The following is a 16,812-nucleotide window of genomic DNA, read 5'->3' on the forward strand; positions in this document are numbered from 1 at the left end:
GGTCGGCCGCTCCACCACCGGGTGCCCGGAGTGGCGGTTACTGGTCGGCGCCCTTGCTGTTGGGCTGGGTCTTCTGGTTGTAGATCTCCTTGCCGTCCGCGTCGAAGGCGTGGACGTAGGGGTTCGGGGAGCCGGAGCTCCCGTTGGGGCCGGTGGAGGTGGCCGCGGCGTAGACGAACGCGCCGCCCGCCATGACCGCCGGGTACTGCGTGGGGTCGTCGCCGTAGCTGATGGTGACCTTGGCGACCTCGGGGGTGTAGTGCCCGGTGCCCAGGGTGAGGAACTTCCCGGCGCCGGCCGACGTGGTGGAGGTGTCGAAGAACTCGACCAGGTGACCGGTGCCCCACAGGCGGTCGTTGATGAACGTCGCGGGGACGGAGGAGCTCCTGCCCTTGGCGCCCTTCGACTCGCACTGCACGTACTGCTTCGCGGAGTTGACCGCGATCACCACCCCGTCGGTGTCCGCGGACGCGACGGGCGTGCGGACCGCGATCACCGCGTCGAACTTCGACGCCTCCGCACCCAGGCAGGAGGCCAGGATCGCGGAGACGGTCCCGGCGTCGATCGGGGACGTCGCCGTGCTGATGACGGTGGGAGCAGCCGACGGCCGGGGGGAGGCCGACACGGAGGAGGCGTCCGTGGTGGCCGCTCCCCGCTGGGGGCCCAGTGGTTGCTGCGGTCCCGATGAGGGCAGCACGGACGGGAGGGCCAGGCACAGGGCTGCCGCCGCGGCGCAGGCCGCGGTCGCGCCCAGGGCGCGCCGTCGGTGGCGGCGCCGGTCGGCGCGGCGGCGGATCTCCGCGGCGGGCAGGGCCGGTGCGGGCAGCTGCTCGCCGAGCAGCCGCAGCCGGTCGGCCAGGGTGTCGTGGTGGGGGTCAGACACGGAGCTTTCCTTCCTCGCTGGTCGGGGCCTGGTCGGCGTCGGCGAGTACGGCCGCGAGCGCGGTCCGGCCGCGGGAGAGGCGGCTCTTGACGGCGCTGACGCTGGCGCCGGTCTCGGCCGCGACCTGCTCGACGGAGAGGTCGCACATGTGGTGCAGGACCAGGGCGCCCCGCTGGGCCTCGGGCAGGTCGCGGAGCGCGTTGACCAGCATCAGGTGCTCCTCGGTGGGCGGCTCGACGGTGGGTGGTTCCTGGCGGTGGTGGCGTCCGGCCAGGTGCAGGCCCCGGGCGAGGCGCCGCCAGCGGGAGTGGGCCAGCCGCCTGGCCGTGGTCCGGATCCACGCCTCCGGGGCGTCGTCCGGGTCGAAGGTGCTCCTGCGGTCCCACGCGCGGATGAAGGCCTCCTGGACCACGTCCTGTGCTTCGGACCAGTTGCCGGTCAGCGCGTAGAGCTGCCCGGTCAGGCGGGAGAAGGACGCCGCGTAGAACGCGTCGAACTCCTGTGGCGTCATCAAGGGCCTCTCCTCCGGGGCTGTCCGTCGGCTCACGGGACAACCGGTGCGCGCGGGAGCACTCCTCGGCCGCGGCGGTGGAGCCGTGCCTTCTGGACGGAGCGTCCCGCCCTGTACGCACGAGCACCGTCCCAGGGTCGCACCGGCGGCCTATGACGTGGATCACGTGTGCGGGGTGCGACCCGCCGGGCGCCACGGGGCGTACAGGGGTGCTGGCATCAACCGGACGCCCGCAGGAAAGGACAACGGATTCATGCGTATCCGCCCGATCATGCTCATCGCCGCCACCGCCACCGCCGCGGCCCTCGCGACCGCAGGGGGAATGGCCACCGCCGCCACCGGCACCGCCACCCCCGCCCCCGCGGCCGCCGCCAAGCCCTCCGCCGCGCCCACCGCCACGCCCACCCCCCAGGCCCCCAACGCCGCCGAAGCCGGCCCGGCCGGCACCGCGGCGGTCCCCGGCAAGGGCCCGTCCGCCGGCCCCGTGACCGTCACCCCGAGCGCCTTCAAGGTCACCAGCACGGCGACGTCCCCGATCGACGCCGCGACCACCGCCAAGATCCTGGCCTCCTGCCTGGGCTCGGAGGCGTCGCAGTACCACTCGGTGATCGCGGTCCGCACGCCCACCGCCACCGCGGACACCGACGGCGTCGTCGTCGCCGTCAACTCCGCCAAGCAGTACGTGCAGTGCGAGTCGAAGGGCGCCAAGGGCACGAGCTCCTCCGTCCCCGCGACGTTCATCAACGACCGCCTGTGGGGCGTCGGTCACCTGGTCGAGTTCTTCGACGACTCCACCGCGCCCGTCGGTGGCGGGAAGTTCCTCACCCTGGGCGCCGGGCACTACACCCCCGACGTCGCCAAGGTCACCATCAGCTACGGCGACGACCCGACGCAGTACCCGGCCGTCATGGCGGACGGCGCGTTCGTCTACACCGCCGCCATCTCCACCGGCAAGGACTCGGTCTCCTCCACCCCGAACCCCTACGTCCACGCCTTCAACGCGGCCGGCAAGGAGATCTACAACCAGAAGACCCAGCCCAACATCAAGGGCGCCCACCAGTAACCGCCACCCCGAACGGCCGACCCCGCAGCAGACACGGCCGGTGAGGCAGCGCTAGGTGTGGAAGGCCTCGACGATCCCCGTCGAGGCCTTTCGCACCGTCGCCGCCGGTGTCACCGCCGGGACGGGGTCTTCCCTTTGCCAGCCGGGAGCCGCACTGTGGTGGACGCGGAACTGTCGGACGGGGTGGGTGGATTGGGCGATCAGCGCGACACCAGGAACGAGATCAGCCACAGCACCATCCACGGCAACGTCTTCATGGGCGGCATCGTCTCACTGCTGGCCGGGAGGCTGCGCCCGCGCCCGCGTCTCCTGGTGGCCGTGGTGTGCGCGCTCGCCCTGCTGGGGTCGGGCACGGCGTACTGGGCGTTGCACGGGGCGGACGGGGACGCCGGGCCGGTGTTCAGCGCCCGCTACGACCCCGAGCACGGTGACGCCGACACGACTGCGGTCGTACCGAAGGTCCTCACGTCGACCGAGCTTCCCGCCGTCTCCGACTGCGGCGCGGCCCGGACCTGGTCGCACACCCATGGCGGCACGGACGTGGGAGCGTCCCCGCTCTCGGTCTCGCTGGTCGGCAACGGGCACACGGTGGCGATCGAGCAGGTGCGGGCGACCGTGGTCGGGGAGCCTCACGACCCGCTGCCCGGCACGGTCGTGGACTGCACCGGCCAGGGCGAGGGCAAGAAGATCGACATGGGCGTCGACCTGGATTCCACCGACCCGATCGCCATGGTCGCGGCCTTCGGGCCGGTGTCCTTCGCCCCGTACTTCACGGACAAGTACCTCTACCTCGAGAACGGGAAGCCCGAGATCGTGAGCCTCACCGTGCTCGCGGCCAGGCACAGCTACGACTACGTCATCACGGTCGAGGGCACGGTCGACGGCAGGCACCGCACGTGGGAGCTGAAGGACGGTGACCGCCCGTTCCACATCTCCGGGGTTCGGATGGAACGCGGCACCTTTCTGAACACGCTCGGCAGGGGCTGGGAGACCGACTACGGCAAGGGGGAGGGTGAACGCGCCCGGTGCAACCCGTGCTACGACGAGAACGAGCTGGAGATCCCGGGAACGACGGTCGCCACCGCACCACCCGGTTCCTCCTTCTCCTCCGCGCCGGGCGTCGACCTCATGGCGCCACAGGTCCCGCCGAAGGAGCGACCGGCCTCGCCGACACCTCCCCTGACGGTCGACCGGCATGACGCGGAGTCCGTCGCGATCGGCTGGGCCGTCACCTCGGGCAGCTTCGACGTGTCCCGCGGCGACACCGGGCCGGCGGCCGTCCTGAACCGGGTCCGCAGATACCTGACGCCCGAACTCGCCGCTTCCGGCGGAGGACTCAACGCGTGCGTGGCCGACGCTGCGGCCTGGCCGGCCGAGGTGACGGCGCGGCAGGGCTGGTCGGTCGTCATGCACGCACTGGCGAGGCCCCAGGAGGGCCACGATCCGCACGAACTCACCGGTGACGTGGTCGGGTTGGAGGCCGACATCAGCTGCGCCTACGCGGCGGCGGGCGGCTGGTACCAGACCCGAAGGGGATCGGTCATCGCGCGGCTACAGCTGAAGCGCCAGCCCGACGGCGGCTACCTGATCTCCGACGTGGAGAAGGTGGAGTACACCTCCCCGGCACCCACCGACCCGATCCCGCAACCCTGAAACACCGGTACCGAGCCACCAGTGCCGGAGGTGGCTCTCCGCCTCCCCGGGCAGGATCATTCGGATGGCCCGACGACGGCCTCGCCCGAACGGACACGGGTCCTGTGTCGAGGCGGCCCCGGAGTAGCTTTCCACCTACGCGTGGCCATGGCGTAAGGTCTGGGCATCGGAGTAGAAACGTGCTCCGGCGCCGAGCGGACAGCCGGACCGGAGCACGCGCACACGCGGTACCGGACGGTCCGCCACTCCTTCCACGGAAGGAATGCCTCATGAAGGCAGTGCGGTTCAGCCGGTTCGGCGGTCCGGAGGTTCTTGAGCTGGTCGAGCTCCCCGATCCCCGTCCCGGTGCCGGAGAGATCCGGATCAGGGTCCGGGCTGCGGGGATCAACGCCAGCGACTGGAAGAAGCGCCGGGGCCTGATGGACCAGGAGCTGCCGCAGACCCTGGGCTACGAGGCCGCGGGGATCGTCGACGAGGTCGGCGACGGCGTCCCGGGCGTCGTACCCGGCGACCGGGTCTTCGGCTTCTCGCCGTACGGCGCCGCCCAGGCGGAGCTGGCCGTGCTCTCCCACTGGGCCCCGGTCCCGGAGCCGCTCGGCTTCGCCGGGTCCGCGGCGATCCCCTCGGCCGCCGAGACGGCGGCACGCTCGCTCGACCAGCTCGGTGTCACGGCGGGCAGCACGGTGCTCGTCAACGGGGCGTCCGGCAGCGTCGGGGGCGCCGCCGTCCAGCTCGCCGCGGAGCGCGGCGCACGCGTCATCGGCACGGGCAGTCCGGGCACGCACGACGCCCTGCGCGCCCTCGGGGCCGAGCCGGTGGCCTACGGGGACGGGATGGCGCAGCGGGTCCGGGCGATCGCGCCGACCGGCGTCGACTTCGCGCTGGACGTCGCCGGCAGCGGCGTCCTGCCCGAGCTCGTCGAGCTGGCGGGCACGCCCGAGCACGTGATCACGGTCGCCGATCTCCGCGGCGCGCAGCAGACCGGCGTCCGCTTCAGCCGCGGCGACGGCGGCCGCGCCACCTACGTGCTCGCCCAGGTCGCGGAAATGGCCGAAGCCGGCCGCTTCGCCGTCCGGGTCGGCCGGACCTTCCCGCTGGCCGAGGTGGCCGCGGCGCACCGCGTCGGCGAGGCCGGAACCGTGCGCGGCAAGCTCGTGCTGCTCGTGGACTGACCGGACGCCGGGGCCGGCTCAGGGGTCCGTCCCGTGCCTGGCGGCGAACGCGGCCGAGCACCTGGTCCCGGCCCGTCGGGCCTGGTCGGCGTCCCGACGGGCCGGTCGACCCGTTGCCAACGACTGGCACCGTCCGACGGCCGGCGGTGACGGATCAAGGTGCGCCGTGGGCCGCGGGAGCGAGGGCGGGGGCCGCCAGCAGGTGGAGTTCGCGCAGCAGCGTGTCGGCCAGCAGGCGGGCGTCGCCCGAGCACGAGTTGGTCGCCACGTTGAGGGTGTATCCCGCGGCGCAGCCCAGGAGCACGAAGGTCGCCGTTCCGTGGGGTGGCACCATGGGAAATCCCCGGAACCGACGGAGCGGGCGGCCGTCGAAGGCGAGGCCCTCCCCCGGCAGGGGAAGTGAGGAGCAGCAGGCCGCGGAGTAGGCGGGGGCGTAGGACGGGGCGAGTACAGCGCTGACCAGGCGGGGTCCCACGGCGGTGAGGGCGTGCAGCAGCGCGTCGGCGAATCGCAGGGTCGCCTGGTGTTCGGTGGGTTTGATCAGGCCCCGGCAGGCGGCGAGCCGTGCGAGGGGATCGTCCGTGCCCGCCGGGACGGCGACGCGGATGGCGCCGAACTCGTTGCCGAGCCGGTGACCGTGCCCTGCGGGACGGGTGTCCATGGGCACCGTGACGAACACGGGGCGCTCGCCGCCACCGGAGGAGGAGCAGGACGGCCAGGGGTCGAGGCCGGCGCGCAGGGTTCCGGCCGCCGCCGCCAGGAAGACCTCGGTCACGGTCGTGGCCCGGCCGGGCAGGGCCGTGCGGGCGCGGCCGAAGACCTCGGTGGGGACCGGGCGGCACGCGTAGGCGGGGGCCGTCACGCCCTGGTCGGGCATCGGGACGGCGGTGCCCGGGACGGACGAGGCGCGCAGCGCCCGCACCACGCTCGTGAACCGCTGCAGCGCCCGCTGTTCGGCAGGGGCCGTGCGGGGCGCGGGTGGCTGCGCCGCAGCGTCCAGGAGGGTCCGCAGGAGTGTGACGAGGGACCGGCCGTCGAGCAGGCTGTGGTGGGTGCGCAGCAGCAGGGTGAACTCGGAGCCGTCCGGCTCGGGGAGCGTGTGGAGGCGCCAGGGCGGCAGGTCCTGGTCGAACGACTCGGTCATCAGCCGGGAGACCAGTTGTTCGAAGGTTTCCGTACCGGACTCGTGGACGATCTGCTGTGCGGCGTCGAAGTCCCGGTGGTGCACCCAGGCGTGCCGGCGGGCCGGGCGGGGCCTGCCGCGCGGGGTCAGGGCCCAGCTGAGGCGCGGGATCGCTCCCCAGCGTTCGCGGACCAGGGCGGTGATCCGCGCCGGGGTGGGGGCGGGCCCCTGGCAGGTGATCGCGAGGCCGGCCGCGCCGGGGCTGAACGGCCAGCGGGTCATGAGTTCGTCGAGGGGGGTCAGCGGCGTGCTGTGGAGCATGGTCCGGTCTCCCACGGGGGTGGCGAGGGTGCGGTGCGGCGGATCGGCTCGGTGGTCAGCTGACGGTGGCGAGGTGGTCCGTGGGTGTCCGCTTGGAACGGGCGGCGGACTCGACGACGTCGGCGGCCGCGGTCGCGCCGCCGCTGGCGCGTACGTCGGCCTGCATCGTGGCCACGGCGGCGGCCACCGCCGGGTCGCAGGACACCTGCCGGACGGCCTCAACCAGGGCGGTGGCATCGGCTCGTTCGCGGGGCAGGTGCACGCCGAGGCCGAGCTGTGCCAGCCTCGCGGCGTTGACGCGCTGCTCGGCCATCTGCGGGACGGCGACCATCGGCACGCCGAAGTGCAGGGCCTCCAGGACGCTGCCCATTCCGGCGTGGGTGACGAAGGCCGATGCGGCCGCGAGGACGTCGAGTTGGGGGACGCTCACGTGGACCTCGACGTGCTCGGGCAGTCGGCCGAGCGTCGCCGGGTCGATGTGGCGGCCGATCGCGATGACGGTGTGCCGGTCGAGCCGGGCGGCCGCGTCCAGGCAGGAGCGGAAGAACTCCGGCTGGTCGGTGAAGACCGAGCCGAGTGAGACCAGCAGGACCGGCCGGCCGGAGGCCGGGGGCTGCCAGGCGCCCTGGAAGGCGGAGCGGTCGCCCAGGGCCGGTCCGACGAAGGCGTGCTCGGGGCCCATCCGGTCGGCGTGGATCTGGAAGGCTCTGGGGACGAAGACCACCTTCGCCTGCGAGTGCTGGATGAAGTCACCGAGTGCGGAGTCGACGCCGTTGACGTCGAGGAACCGCTGGAACCGCGGCGCGCAGGGCATTTCGCTCGCGTCGTCCAGACCGAGGAAGGCCTGCTCCCAGCCCGGGAACAGCGCGTGCGTGGGCGACAGTTCGACCCCCGGGATGCCCCACTTGCGGGCCAGCACCTTGCCGGCGAAGGCTTCGAGGTCGTGCAGCACCACGTCCGGTCGGTCGTCGGTGAAGGCGGCTTCGAGGGCGGGCAGCGCCGTCTCCGCCTCGCCGAGGAACATGTCGACGCCGTCGCTCACGTCCTCGGGGGAGGGCCCGGCGGCGCGCTCCGGGACCGGCACGGCGACCGGGACCGCACCGGCCGCGCGGACCTGCGGCGCGAACTGCTCCGCGACCGCGTAGCTCACCCGCCATCCGCGCGCGACGAGTTCGGTGACCAGGGCGAGGGTCGGGTTCACGTGTCCGTGCTCGGGCACGTTCACCACGAGCGCATGAGGACGCTCCCGTTCCACTGAAATCTCCTGAACCACTTCATTCATGACCAATGAACGACATAACGGTCGCAAAGGTCACAGCGGCGACCGGTGGCCGTGCGACGTCCGCCGGTGTGCCAGCCGGGCGTTACGACCGGATTGCTCTAGATTGCCCGGCATGACGTGCCTCCCACGGTCGGCACCCCGCGCCGCGAACGGCGGTTCGAACCCTGCGGCCCCGCGAACCCACATCAGTCCGGTCCCGAGAGGGAGAGAAACCGTGTCCCAGTCGACCGAGTCACCGGCCGCCACGACGACGGACGGGTTCCCGCCCGTCCTGACCGCCCACACCTGGCACGGCTACCACTACGAGTCCCGCCGGTCGCGCTCGACCACTCCGCGGATCGCACCGGTGGTGCTGGTCGGCGGAGCGTTCCAGACCAAGGAGAACTGGGGCCGGATCGAAACGGAATTCCTCGCGCACGCCGACGTGATCACCGTGGACCTGCCCGGCTGGGGCAAGGCCGACGTCCTCCCCGACCACCACGGTGTGGACTTCCTGGCCGACGCCCTGTGCCGCGTACTGGACGACACCGGACTCACCACCGTCAACCTGGTGGGCAGCTCCTACGGCTCCGCCGTCACCCACGCCCTGGCCCGGCGCCACCCCACCCGCGTCCGGAGAATGGCACTCACCGGCGCCATGACCGCCGTCCCCGAGCAAGCCCGCTCCCACTTCCGACGCGGCATCGACTTCCTCGTCGCCCGGCGGATGGAGGAGTTCACCGAGGTGACCCTCGGACAGCTGATGAACCGCGAGGCACTGGAGCTAACCGTCGACGGCCACCGGATCCACCGCCTGCTGCACCGCCGCCTGACCGGCCTGGGCCCCCTGGAAGCCGAGCAGTTGATGACCAACACCCAGCGCCTCATGGCCCACCAGGACCTCCCCAAGGGCGCCGCACCGGCCATGCCCGTGCTGGTGACAACCGGCGAGCACGACCACTTCACCAGCCCCGCACACTGCCGGGACCTGGCGGCCACCTGCGCGGACGGCTGGTTCACCACCATCACCGGCGCCGACCACATGCTGCCGCTCGAACGCGGCCCGGAGGTCTCCGACCTGTTCATCCGCTTCTTCACCGGCCGGCCCCTGACCGGTCTCGCCTACTGCCTCGACGCCGAACACCTCTCCCGGCACACCCCGACCATGGTCGCGCCACGAACGGGCGGGGAGCCCGCCGAGCGCCGAGGAGGCCACCGGTAGCCCGGCCTGCACCGAGCCGGACACCCCCGACACCCGAAACCTCCTCGCCCAGCCGACCAGCCGAACGAGTGAACTCGGCGACGGCTGCGCGCTGCGTGGCCTCCTCGCCCACGAGGGCGTGCGCCAACTCCTCACCCCGGCCCGGAGGGCGGCACTCGAACGGGCTCCCGCCGCCTGCGCACCGGGCTCCGCGGCCCTGCCGGACACCCTCCGCAACCGCCCGGAGGAGGCGCTGACCGTTGCCCGGAAGGTGCTCGAAACGTCCCCGTTCGACCCGGGCTCGCCCGGTGGGAATCCACTTGAACGCCGGATTCGAACAGCGCCATCATCAGTCGCCTCCACCCCCGCACAGCGGGCCAACTCAGCTGGTTGAAGGCCTACTTGTCGGCTCCTGAGGTTCCTGTGCGGTTCCGTGTGCTCGAACACCACCAGAGTCTGGAGGGTCCCCGTGGAACGCCCCGCCGCCTCGGCCGCCGGCACCGCGCCTCCCGGCCGACCAGCTGGTCCCGCCCGCGAAACCGAGGAGCCCGCCCAGTGATCGACTTCGACGTACTCACGGACCTCGCCGCGCGTGAAGGCATTGAGCGGATCGGCGTCGGCGTCGTGGTCCGCGACGCCTCGGGCCGGATCCTGATGATCCGCAGGTCCCCGCACGACGTCCTTCCAGGTCTGTGGGAGTACCCGGGCGGCGCCCGGGAGGACGACGAGTCGGTGCCCGCCGGCGCGGCCCGTGAGCTGGCCGAGGAGACCGGGCTCATCGGCCTGCCTCTGGAGTACGCGCGGCATCTAGACTTCACCGACCAGCGAGGACGGCGCGTCCGCCAGTTCGTCTTCACCACCGTCGTCCCGGACGCCACCGAGGTTGTGCTCTCACCGGATCACGACGGACACCAGTGGGCGGCCCCGGACGTCCTGCCGCCGACCGGCGACGGGCAGCGCACCGTGATCGAGTGGCTGACCCGGCGCCTGCGGATCCCGCACTGGCGGCCCGTCGGCGGCTACCTCACCACCATCGCCCGGCCCACCTCCTACGGCTGCTTCCTGGTCACGGACCCCCAGGGCCGTGTCCTCGGGATGCGTTCGGCCGTCAACCCGGCCGTGTGGAACTTCCCCGGCGGAAACATGGAGCACGGCGAGACGCCCTTCACCACCGCCCTGCGCGAGGCCCAGGAGGAGTTGGGCCTCGACCTCGCCGCCGAGAACCCCGAGGTGATCGCCCGGCGCCGCCTGGTCGCCGTCATCCACGAGCAGGCCGGCACCAGCTACCCCGTCCCGGTGTGCGGCTACGTCTTCGACGGCGGCGTACTGACGCCCGAGCAGCAGGCCCGGATCGACCTCGATCCGGACGAGCACACCGAGTGGCGGTTCGAGAGCGCCCACGACTGGCGGCGGCTCATGGAGCCGGCCGGCTACCAGCGGCTGCGGCAGGTGCTGCGCGCCCAGCGCTCCGGCGTCCCGCTCTACCTGGAGCGCCCCGCTGCGGACGGCGACGACTTCGAGGGCGTCCTGGTCTTCGTCACCGACCCCGCGGGTCGACTGCTGCTGCACCTGCGCGAGGACGGACCGGGCATGGCCTGGCCCGGCTACTGGACCCCGATCGGCGGCTGGCGCGAGGGGGACGAGACCGCCCTGGAGACCGCGGTGCGGGAGGTCCGCGAGGAGGCCGGCATCCAGATCAGCGGACTGCGGTCCCTGCCCGCCCCGCACGACGACCTCGGCCTCCCGCTCACCCGCGTCCTGCACGCCGTCCGGGACGGAGACGAGAGCGACCTGCGGCTCGGCGACGAGGGCCTGGCCGTCCGCATGGTCCCCCTGACGGAAGCGCTCGACCTGAAGGTCCCGCCCTACCTGCGGCACTACCTGCCGCTGCTCTGCGACGCGGCCGGCCTGCCCTGCGGGAGGACCGTGTGAATCCGCTCGACGACGCCGACCAGGCAGCCGCCATCGTGCCCCGTCGGCCCGGGGCGGACCCGCTGACCCTGGTCGTCGGCGTTCACCTCGTCCTCCTCGACCAGAACGCCGTCCTCCTCGGCCGACGACACAACACCGCCTACGCGAACGGCATGTGGCACCTGCCCTCCGGTCACATGGAGCCCGGCGAACCGGTCACCCGCTCGATGACGCGAGAGGCCGAGGAGGAACTCGGCGTCCTGATCGCCGAGGACGACCTCGAACTCGTCCACACCCTGCACCACCTCGACGCCGACGACGGCCGCAGCCGCCTCCAGCTGTTCTTCCGCCCCACCCGCTACGACGGCCGGGTCCGCAACGCCGAACCGCACAAGTGCGACGCCCTGCACTGGTGGCCGCTGGACGGTCTCCCGAGCAGTACCGTGCCCTACACCGTCCAGGCACTCGCCGAGATCGGCCGCGGCAACGCCCTGTCCACCGTAGGGTGGGCCGCGTGAGCGCCGCAGCCCTCCCGCAGGACGTCGACCTGCTGCGCACCCCGCACATTCCCGAGTGAACTCCCCTTTCCCCAGCACCTGTTGGAGGATTCATGCTGTCCCTGCGTCAGGCCGTGTGCGTCATCGTCCACGACGAGCAGGCGGGCAGGGTCGTCGGCGTCCACTACGCCAACGACTCCTGGTCCACGGTTCCCGCCTGGACCGTCCCCGGCGGAAAGGCCGAGGAGGGCGAGCGCCTCGACGAGGCCGCCGCCCGCGAACTGCGCGAGGAGACCGGGCTCGTCGTCGACCCCGGGGAGCTGCGACTGGTCCACACCATCCAGGTCAAGGACGGGTGGGACGGCCAGGGACCCTTCCTGCTCTCGGCGTTCGCCGCGACGTCCTGGCGGGGCACACCGACGAACACCGAACCCACCAAGCACCTCGCCGTCCGCTGGGTCGACGCCAACGCCCTGCCCACCCCGATGTTCCCCACCTCGCACGCCGCCCTCACCGCCTACCTCGCCGGCGACGGGCGGGGGTTCTCCACCTACGGTTGGGGCGCCTCGGAGGACCTGCGCGCCCTGGTCGGGGCCTGAGATGGCCGGCCGCCACCGCCGCCCGCCCACCGGTGAGCAGGCGGCGCTGCCCGCCGACATCGACCTGCGGCTGCTCGCCATCACCCAGGGCCGCACCGTCGTCGACGAAGGCGTCACCACGTTCCCCGGCGCCGCGCACCCCTACGCCTACCGCACCCTGTACCGGCCCGACGGCAGAGTCGACCAGTTGCTGGAACGCCTGGCCCCCGGCCCGCTGCAGCCGCCCGGCCTGCCGCACGACATCCCGCCCGCCGACTGACCGGCGGGCAGAACGACGGGCCCGACTCACGGCTCACGGGTCACGGGTCACGGGTTCAGCCAGCCCGCCTGGGCGGCCCGTACACCTGCCTGGAATCGGCTGCGGGCGTCCAGACGCTCCATCAGTTCGGTGGCGGTGCGACGGGCGGTGCGGGGCGAGACGCCCAGCCGCTTGGCGATGGCATCGTCGGTGTGGCCCTCCGCGAGCAGCGCGACGGTCGCCCGTTCCTGGGCGGTGAGCCCGTGCTCGTCGAGGCGGGCGGCGGCGCCGAGCGGCTGCGCGCCCGCCCAGACGGTCTCGAACAGCGCGCACAGCGCGGTCAGGATCCCCTGGCCGGTCAGGACCACGGCGCCGGCGGCGGTGTCGTCGCTGAGGGTGGGGATGACGGCGGCGGCGCGGTCGACCACGATCATCCGGGTCGGCAGCGCGGACACGGTGCGGACCCGACCGCCCCGGTCGGTGAGCCAGGTGAGGTATTCGACGGTGTGCGGGCTGTTGCGGACGCTGTCCAGGTAGACGGTTCGCATCCGTACGCCCCGCCGCAGCAGATCGAGGTCGAGGGGCTTGGCCGCCTCGATGTTCTCGGGCCGCTGCCCGCCGTCGGGTGCGAAGGTCATGACCTCCTCCCGCACGTCCCGGGTGAGCGTGGCGAGCCGGTCGCGGATCTGGTCCAGGCCGATCAGCTGCTCGACGCCGGGGTGCCCGGCGCCCGGCCGCAGGTCGGCGAACTCGGCGATGAGCTGGGCGGCCGCGGCCCGGGAGGACTCGATGCGCAGCTGCTGGGCGGCGAGTTCGGCCTGCTGGCGGGCCATCAGGAGTTCCATTCCGACCTCGGGCGGGACGGCCCGCAGTTCGCCCGCGCGCTCCGCGGACGGGCGCAGCAGCGCCAGTTCGCTGAGCGTGTCCAGAGCCTGCCTGACCTGCTGCTCGGTCAGGTCGAGGCGCACCCCCAGGGCGACCACGCCCTCATGCGGGTGGACGAGCATCGCCCGGTAGACCGACTCCGAGACGCTGTCCAGCCCCAGTGCCGTCAGCATGTGTGTTCTCCCCCGTGATGAACCTGTGTTCGATACGTGCGCGATCATTCCACGGCCCGGCGGAGGACCGCCACCGGTCCCTCCTCCTCCGGGCCGGTTCCGGCCAGGGACTGAACCGTCCCGGATCGTCCCCTTCACCCCGATCCTCCGGAACGGCAGGCTCGGTGCATGTACCTCGTCCATGCCGCGCTGCGGCCTCTTTCCCCCGGTCTGCACCTACCGCCGGACGTCCGGGGGCTGCTGTGGGACGCGGTGCGGCCCACGGACCGGATCGAGCACCTGGTGGTGCACCGGGCGGCGCAGCCGCACCCGCTCCTGGGGGTGTTCGTGCTCACGGACTCCCTCCTCGACGCGGAGGAGCGGGTGGCGGCGTTCTGTCGACGGGCCGCGGCGGAGCCGGTGCTGGCGGGGTGGAGCCCGGCGCGGGCGGCGGCGCCACTGGTCGTGCCGTACTACGAGCGGCTGCTGTCCACGCCGGGCGGGCCGGGCGACGCCGGGGTGCCTGGCCGAAACGGTCCAGGGACGATTCCGTCCAGCGGAGAGCCCTTCCGGTAGCCCTGACCAGCGACGAAGCTGGTGATCGCCGGAAGGGGACACCACCTGGACGGCAGACCGGACACGGCGTCACCGCGGGACGCCGACACCGGGACCACCCGCTTCCGTCACGTTCGCACCCACAGAGGACACCGTCATGGTTCGCACCACCACCATCGCCAAGGCCGCCGCGGTCGCCGCTCTCGCCCTGGCCGCCCTGACCCCGGCCGCCGCGGCGGTGGCCGCCGACGCGAACGACACCGCCCGGCCGACGGGCAGCGTCGCCCGGGCCGCCGCGGACCCGAGCACCACCGCCCAGCCGGCCGGCACCGTCGTGGCCTACAACATGATCTGGGGCTGACCTCCCGCCCGGCCGCGGCATCCGCCGCCCGTTCCGCCGGGCCCGCCCCGATCTCTCCGCCCCACCCGATCCCTCCGCCTGACCCGCTCCTCCCGGCGCCCGTCGCCTCCCGCCCCGCCGCCCGCGGATGCCGTGCGAAGCAGCCTCGCCACAGTCTTGCCATGTCCATGCCTAAATCCGGGCCCATGCCCGCCCAGGGAGCGGGCCCGGACGACTCCGCCCAGGTCGTCGCGATCGGCGGCGACGGCGCCGCATACCACACCGTCCGTACGCCCGAAGGCAGTTGGAGCGACTTCGCCCCGATCACCGACAACGTCGGCAACTCGGTCCAGGTCGCCGACGTCTCGATCGCCGCTAACCGCGACGACTCCGCCCAGATCCTGGTCACCGGCCGCCGCTGACCCGCGCCCGACCCCGCCGCCCGTCCAGAGCCCCCCGGCACCCGCCGGGGGCTCTGCCCGTTCCCGGGGCCCGGCCGGACGACTCCCCCGCGCGGGCGTCAGGCTCTGGGCAATGTCGCGACACGCGCACCACGAGGCCGACGGTGCTACCCCCGGCCAGCAGAAGGTGCGTTGCCCGGTTTGGGCGAGCTATATGACGATACGTCAACTCTGCGTGCGAGTTGGCCCGCGATTCCCTCGATCGTGTTGCAACTGCTGCACCACTGTTGCGCGCTACGTCGGCGCAGTGCACTGGAAGATGCTCGCCGACAGCGTGAAGGATGCAAGTCACCGCGTCAGCCGCCCTGGTGGCCCATGAAGGTCCGGTAGCAGTACTCGCCGATCGGCAGGTGTGGCTGGGTGAACTCCTTTTCGACAGACGTGAGTTGAGCTTGCGTCACGCAAGACGGCTTATCGGCCAGGACCCGCTGCGAGGGCGAATACCGCAGATCGATCACAATCCGATACGCGCCCGAGGGCTTTCCTTCGGATCGTCTGATCGCTGGTCGATGTGTGTTGTTGACTGACGCGCAGTGGGCGCGGCCCGAGCCGCTGCCGCCGGAACGAACGCCCGAGCGAGGTCGGCGGTGGCGTGATCATCGGCAGGTTATCGACGCGATCGCATTCAAGTACCGCACCGGGACTGCGTGGACCGACCCGCCAGGACGGTTCGGATCCTGGAAGGGGGGTCTACAACTGGCTACGGACCTGGGCGCGCACGGGCGCCAGGCCGGTGTTCCGGCAATCACCCGCGGCGCCGACTGCCCGCCAGGATGAACCGCCGGACCCGGGTTCTACGTTCTCTCCGGTAGTGGTCAACAGGGATGAGACGTACGGAAAGTGGTGCGCATGACCCAGCTGGAGCAGAACTGCCCAACGGCCCTGCCGCTACTCGGGGGGCCGGTCACCGACACCGCCGCCGTGCTCGCCGCGGCCCGCGGCCTGCACGCCTGGGACCCGCGGCGGCCGGCGGTCGGACAGCTGCCGGAACACCTACTGGACCACGGCGACGACGCCCGGGCCAGGTCTCCGCACCAGGGCCGGAACCAGCTCGCACCGTTCGACGACTCGAACGTCATCCCCGTCCCGACGGCCCGCATCGAACGCCGCCAAGCCGTCACCGGCCTCATCAACGAGTGCCACCGGGCAAGCTGACCATCCGACAAACCCTCGGCTCACAGTCGGTGAAGCCATTGTGAAGCACTACGGGCCACTCGGCCTGGATGATCTTGCAGTGTTAGAATTTTCAGGTCGAAGCAACTCGCCACAGGCCCCAATGCACCCTCGTCAGATATGAACGGAGAGTGTCGTGCCGAAAACCCACACTACTCCGGCGAGAGAATTTTCGCCGACGTTATTATCAGTAGCTTTGACCGGTCCTCACGGCGTCGAATCGATTTGCCCTTCCTGGCCGGAAGCCCAGCTGATACGCGAACGCCACGAGATCCGTTCGAGCGATGACGTCCTTTTGTTCTACGGACCCGGCATACCCCGGGAAGTGAGGCGGTTCTCGATCGAGTCGGACGTCGAGCCGCCGCCTCTCTCGACTCCGGGCTCCGCTTACGGTCCCGGCCCAGCCGGGCCGTACAGAACGGACGAGTGCCATGGACAGTGACCGGAACGGCCGCGAAGTGTCCCAGCCGGTCGGCGACTGCGCTCTCAGCTCGGTCCAGGTCAGGATCCTGGAGGGCGTTGCGGCCGGCTTCTCCAGCGGGCGGCTTTCGAGAGAGTTATACCTCAGCTCGAAGACCATCGACTATCACGTCCGCGTCATGTCCGAAAAGCTGCAGGCGCCGAATCGTGTCGCGTTGGTTTCGAGGGCGTTCGTCCTCCAGATCCTGCGAACGGATTCATGGCCCCCGCGCATTGCGTATGAAGCTGTGGATTAATGCCCGGCGGTTCACGGTGGTCACGACTGCACCGGCTCGACGCCGCCAACCGGCACCTCGTGCCCACCATGATCTGGCGGGAGGTCCGCCGCGTGGC

General features: G+C 72.1%; 19 protein-coding genes. 14 read left to right on the forward strand and 5 right to left on the reverse strand.

The window, feature by feature from the left end:
* Positions 1 to 37: 37 nt before the first annotated feature.
* Together ABTZ03_RS19765 and ABTZ03_RS19770 are read right to left on the reverse strand one after the other, a co-directional pair.
* Complete coding sequence (locus ABTZ03_RS19765; RefSeq protein WP_350514297.1) at positions 38 to 883, reverse strand: hypothetical protein; 846 nt, start codon at positions 881 to 883, stop codon at positions 38 to 40.
* Positions 876 to 1,394 carry a SigE family RNA polymerase sigma factor gene (locus ABTZ03_RS19770; RefSeq protein ID WP_350514298.1) on the reverse strand — a complete coding sequence of 173 codons (519 nt, stop codon included), beginning with the start codon at positions 1,392 to 1,394 and terminating at the stop codon, positions 876 to 878. Before ABTZ03_RS19770 ends, ABTZ03_RS19765 begins: the two co-directional genes overlap by 8 nt.
* A 253-nt stretch (positions 1,395 to 1,647) precedes the next feature.
* On the opposite strand from ABTZ03_RS19770, the gene ABTZ03_RS19775 reads away from it, so the two are divergent.
* The 3 genes from ABTZ03_RS19775 to ABTZ03_RS19785 all read left to right on the forward strand — a co-directional run bounded on the left by ABTZ03_RS19775 (position 1,648) and on the right by ABTZ03_RS19785 (position 5,282).
* On the forward strand, positions 1,648 to 2,457 hold the full coding sequence (locus tag ABTZ03_RS19775; RefSeq protein WP_350514299.1) for a hypothetical protein: 810 nt from the start codon (positions 1,648 to 1,650) through the stop codon (positions 2,455 to 2,457).
* Between the two features lie 192 nt (positions 2,458 to 2,649).
* Entirely contained in the window at positions 2,650 to 4,110 is a 1,461-nt protein-coding gene (locus ABTZ03_RS19780) for a hypothetical protein (RefSeq protein WP_350514300.1), read from the forward strand.
* Positions 4,111 to 4,379: 269 nt separating this feature from the next.
* Complete coding sequence (locus ABTZ03_RS19785; RefSeq protein ID WP_350514301.1) at positions 4,380 to 5,282, forward strand: NADP-dependent oxidoreductase; 903 nt, start codon at positions 4,380 to 4,382, stop codon at positions 5,280 to 5,282.
* A gap of 154 nt (positions 5,283 to 5,436) precedes the next feature.
* Here the strand turns inward: ABTZ03_RS19785 and ABTZ03_RS19790 are convergent, their stop codons facing one another.
* The gene (locus ABTZ03_RS19790) at positions 5,437 to 6,726 is read right to left on the reverse strand and encodes a wax ester/triacylglycerol synthase domain-containing protein (RefSeq protein ID WP_350514302.1); all 1,290 of its coding nucleotides are present in this window, start codon (positions 6,724 to 6,726) and stop codon (positions 5,437 to 5,439) included.
* 55 nt (positions 6,727 to 6,781) lie between these two features.
* Positions 6,782 to 8,008 carry a macrolide family glycosyltransferase gene (locus ABTZ03_RS19795; protein ID WP_502894518.1) on the reverse strand — a complete coding sequence of 409 codons (1,227 nt, stop codon included), beginning with the start codon at positions 8,006 to 8,008 and terminating at the stop codon, positions 6,782 to 6,784.
* 214 nt (positions 8,009 to 8,222) lie between these two features.
* Between ABTZ03_RS19795 and ABTZ03_RS19800 the strand changes: the two genes are divergently transcribed.
* The 5 genes from ABTZ03_RS19800 to ABTZ03_RS19820 all read left to right on the forward strand — a co-directional run bounded on the left by ABTZ03_RS19800 (position 8,223) and on the right by ABTZ03_RS19820 (position 12,454).
* Complete coding sequence (locus ABTZ03_RS19800; protein ID WP_350514304.1) at positions 8,223 to 9,209, forward strand: alpha/beta fold hydrolase; 987 nt, start codon at positions 8,223 to 8,225, stop codon at positions 9,207 to 9,209.
* 534 nt (positions 9,210 to 9,743) lie between these two features.
* Entirely contained in the window at positions 9,744 to 11,120 is a 1,377-nt protein-coding gene (locus ABTZ03_RS19805) for an NUDIX hydrolase (protein WP_350514305.1), read from the forward strand.
* Positions 11,117 to 11,617: an NUDIX hydrolase gene (locus ABTZ03_RS19810; RefSeq protein ID WP_350514306.1), complete on the forward strand. Its 501-nt coding sequence runs from the start codon at positions 11,117 to 11,119 to the stop codon at positions 11,615 to 11,617. The genes ABTZ03_RS19805 and ABTZ03_RS19810 overlap by 4 nt, the downstream gene beginning before the upstream one ends.
* 92 nt (positions 11,618 to 11,709) lie before the next feature.
* A complete protein-coding gene (locus tag ABTZ03_RS19815) occupies positions 11,710 to 12,195 on the forward strand; it encodes an NUDIX domain-containing protein (protein WP_350514307.1) in 486 nt (161 codons plus the stop codon).
* Between the two features lies 1 nt (position 12,196).
* Positions 12,197 to 12,454: a hypothetical protein gene (locus ABTZ03_RS19820; RefSeq protein WP_350514308.1), complete on the forward strand. Its 258-nt coding sequence runs from the start codon at positions 12,197 to 12,199 to the stop codon at positions 12,452 to 12,454.
* 47 nt (positions 12,455 to 12,501) lie between these two features.
* Here ABTZ03_RS19820 and ABTZ03_RS19825 read toward each other — a convergent pair whose 3' ends face one another.
* Positions 12,502 to 13,491 (reverse strand): helix-turn-helix domain-containing protein, encoded by a 990-nt coding sequence (locus tag ABTZ03_RS19825; protein WP_350514309.1) that lies wholly within the window; start codon positions 13,489 to 13,491, stop codon positions 12,502 to 12,504.
* A gap of 168 nt (positions 13,492 to 13,659) precedes the next feature.
* Here ABTZ03_RS19825 and ABTZ03_RS19830 point away from each other — a divergent pair, with 168 nt between their 5' ends.
* From ABTZ03_RS19830 to ABTZ03_RS19855, 6 genes are all read left to right on the forward strand, one after another.
* Complete coding sequence (locus ABTZ03_RS19830; protein ID WP_350514310.1) at positions 13,660 to 14,046, forward strand: hypothetical protein; 387 nt, start codon at positions 13,660 to 13,662, stop codon at positions 14,044 to 14,046.
* Positions 14,047 to 14,182: 136 nt separating this feature from the next.
* Positions 14,183 to 14,386 (forward strand): hypothetical protein, encoded by a 204-nt coding sequence (locus ABTZ03_RS19835; protein WP_350514311.1) that lies wholly within the window; start codon positions 14,183 to 14,185, stop codon positions 14,384 to 14,386.
* A gap of 185 nt (positions 14,387 to 14,571) precedes the next feature.
* Positions 14,572 to 14,787 carry a hypothetical protein gene (locus tag ABTZ03_RS19840; protein WP_350514312.1) on the forward strand — a complete coding sequence of 72 codons (216 nt, stop codon included), beginning with the start codon at positions 14,572 to 14,574 and terminating at the stop codon, positions 14,785 to 14,787.
* Between the two features lie 552 nt (positions 14,788 to 15,339).
* The gene (locus ABTZ03_RS19845) at positions 15,340 to 15,603 is read left to right on the forward strand and encodes a transposase (RefSeq protein ID WP_350514313.1); all 264 of its coding nucleotides are present in this window, start codon (positions 15,340 to 15,342) and stop codon (positions 15,601 to 15,603) included.
* Between the two features lie 72 nt (positions 15,604 to 15,675).
* Entirely contained in the window at positions 15,676 to 15,981 is a 306-nt protein-coding gene (locus ABTZ03_RS19850) for a hypothetical protein (protein WP_350514314.1), read from the forward strand.
* Between the two features lie 449 nt (positions 15,982 to 16,430).
* Complete coding sequence (locus ABTZ03_RS19855) at positions 16,431 to 16,715, forward strand: LuxR C-terminal-related transcriptional regulator (protein ID WP_350514315.1); 285 nt, start codon at positions 16,431 to 16,433, stop codon at positions 16,713 to 16,715.
* Positions 16,716 to 16,812 lie beyond the last annotated feature (97 nt).

It is taken from the genome of Kitasatospora sp. NPDC096077 (assembly GCF_040303245.1).
Taxonomy (GTDB): Bacteria; Actinomycetota; Actinomycetes; order Streptomycetales; family Streptomycetaceae; genus Kitasatospora.

What these genes read in the sequence shown, in the direction of transcription:
- ABTZ03_RS19770 (WP_350514298.1), bottom strand. Translation starts at nt 1,394, where the DNA reads ATGACGCCACAGGAGTTCGACGCGTTCTACGCGGCGTCCTTCTCCCGC.
- ABTZ03_RS19835 (WP_350514311.1), top strand. Translation starts at nt 14,183, where the DNA reads ATGGTTCGCACCACCACCATCGCCAAGGCCGCCGCGGTCGCCGCTCTC.
- ABTZ03_RS19785 (WP_350514301.1), top strand. Translation starts at nt 4,380, where the DNA reads ATGAAGGCAGTGCGGTTCAGCCGGTTCGGCGGTCCGGAGGTTCTTGAG.
- ABTZ03_RS19830 (WP_350514310.1), top strand. Translation starts at nt 13,660, where the DNA reads ATGTACCTCGTCCATGCCGCGCTGCGGCCTCTTTCCCCCGGTCTGCAC.
- ABTZ03_RS19825 (WP_350514309.1), bottom strand. Translation starts at nt 13,491, where the DNA reads ATGCTGACGGCACTGGGGCTGGACAGCGTCTCGGAGTCGGTCTACCGG.
- ABTZ03_RS19855 (WP_350514315.1), top strand. Translation starts at nt 16,431, where the DNA reads ATGGACAGTGACCGGAACGGCCGCGAAGTGTCCCAGCCGGTCGGCGAC.
- ABTZ03_RS19815 (WP_350514307.1), top strand. Translation starts at nt 11,710, where the DNA reads ATGCTGTCCCTGCGTCAGGCCGTGTGCGTCATCGTCCACGACGAGCAG.
- ABTZ03_RS19795 (WP_502894518.1), bottom strand. Translation starts at nt 8,008, where the DNA reads ATGAATGAAGTGGTTCAGGAGATTTCAGTGGAACGGGAGCGTCCTCAT.
- ABTZ03_RS19820 (WP_350514308.1), top strand. Translation starts at nt 12,197, where the DNA reads ATGGCCGGCCGCCACCGCCGCCCGCCCACCGGTGAGCAGGCGGCGCTG.
- ABTZ03_RS19840 (WP_350514312.1), top strand. Translation starts at nt 14,572, where the DNA reads ATGCCCGCCCAGGGAGCGGGCCCGGACGACTCCGCCCAGGTCGTCGCG.
- ABTZ03_RS19850 (WP_350514314.1), top strand. Translation starts at nt 15,676, where the DNA reads ATGACCCAGCTGGAGCAGAACTGCCCAACGGCCCTGCCGCTACTCGGG.
- ABTZ03_RS19790 (WP_350514302.1), bottom strand. Translation starts at nt 6,726, where the DNA reads ATGCTCCACAGCACGCCGCTGACCCCCCTCGACGAACTCATGACCCGC.
- ABTZ03_RS19775 (WP_350514299.1), top strand. Translation starts at nt 1,648, where the DNA reads ATGCGTATCCGCCCGATCATGCTCATCGCCGCCACCGCCACCGCCGCG.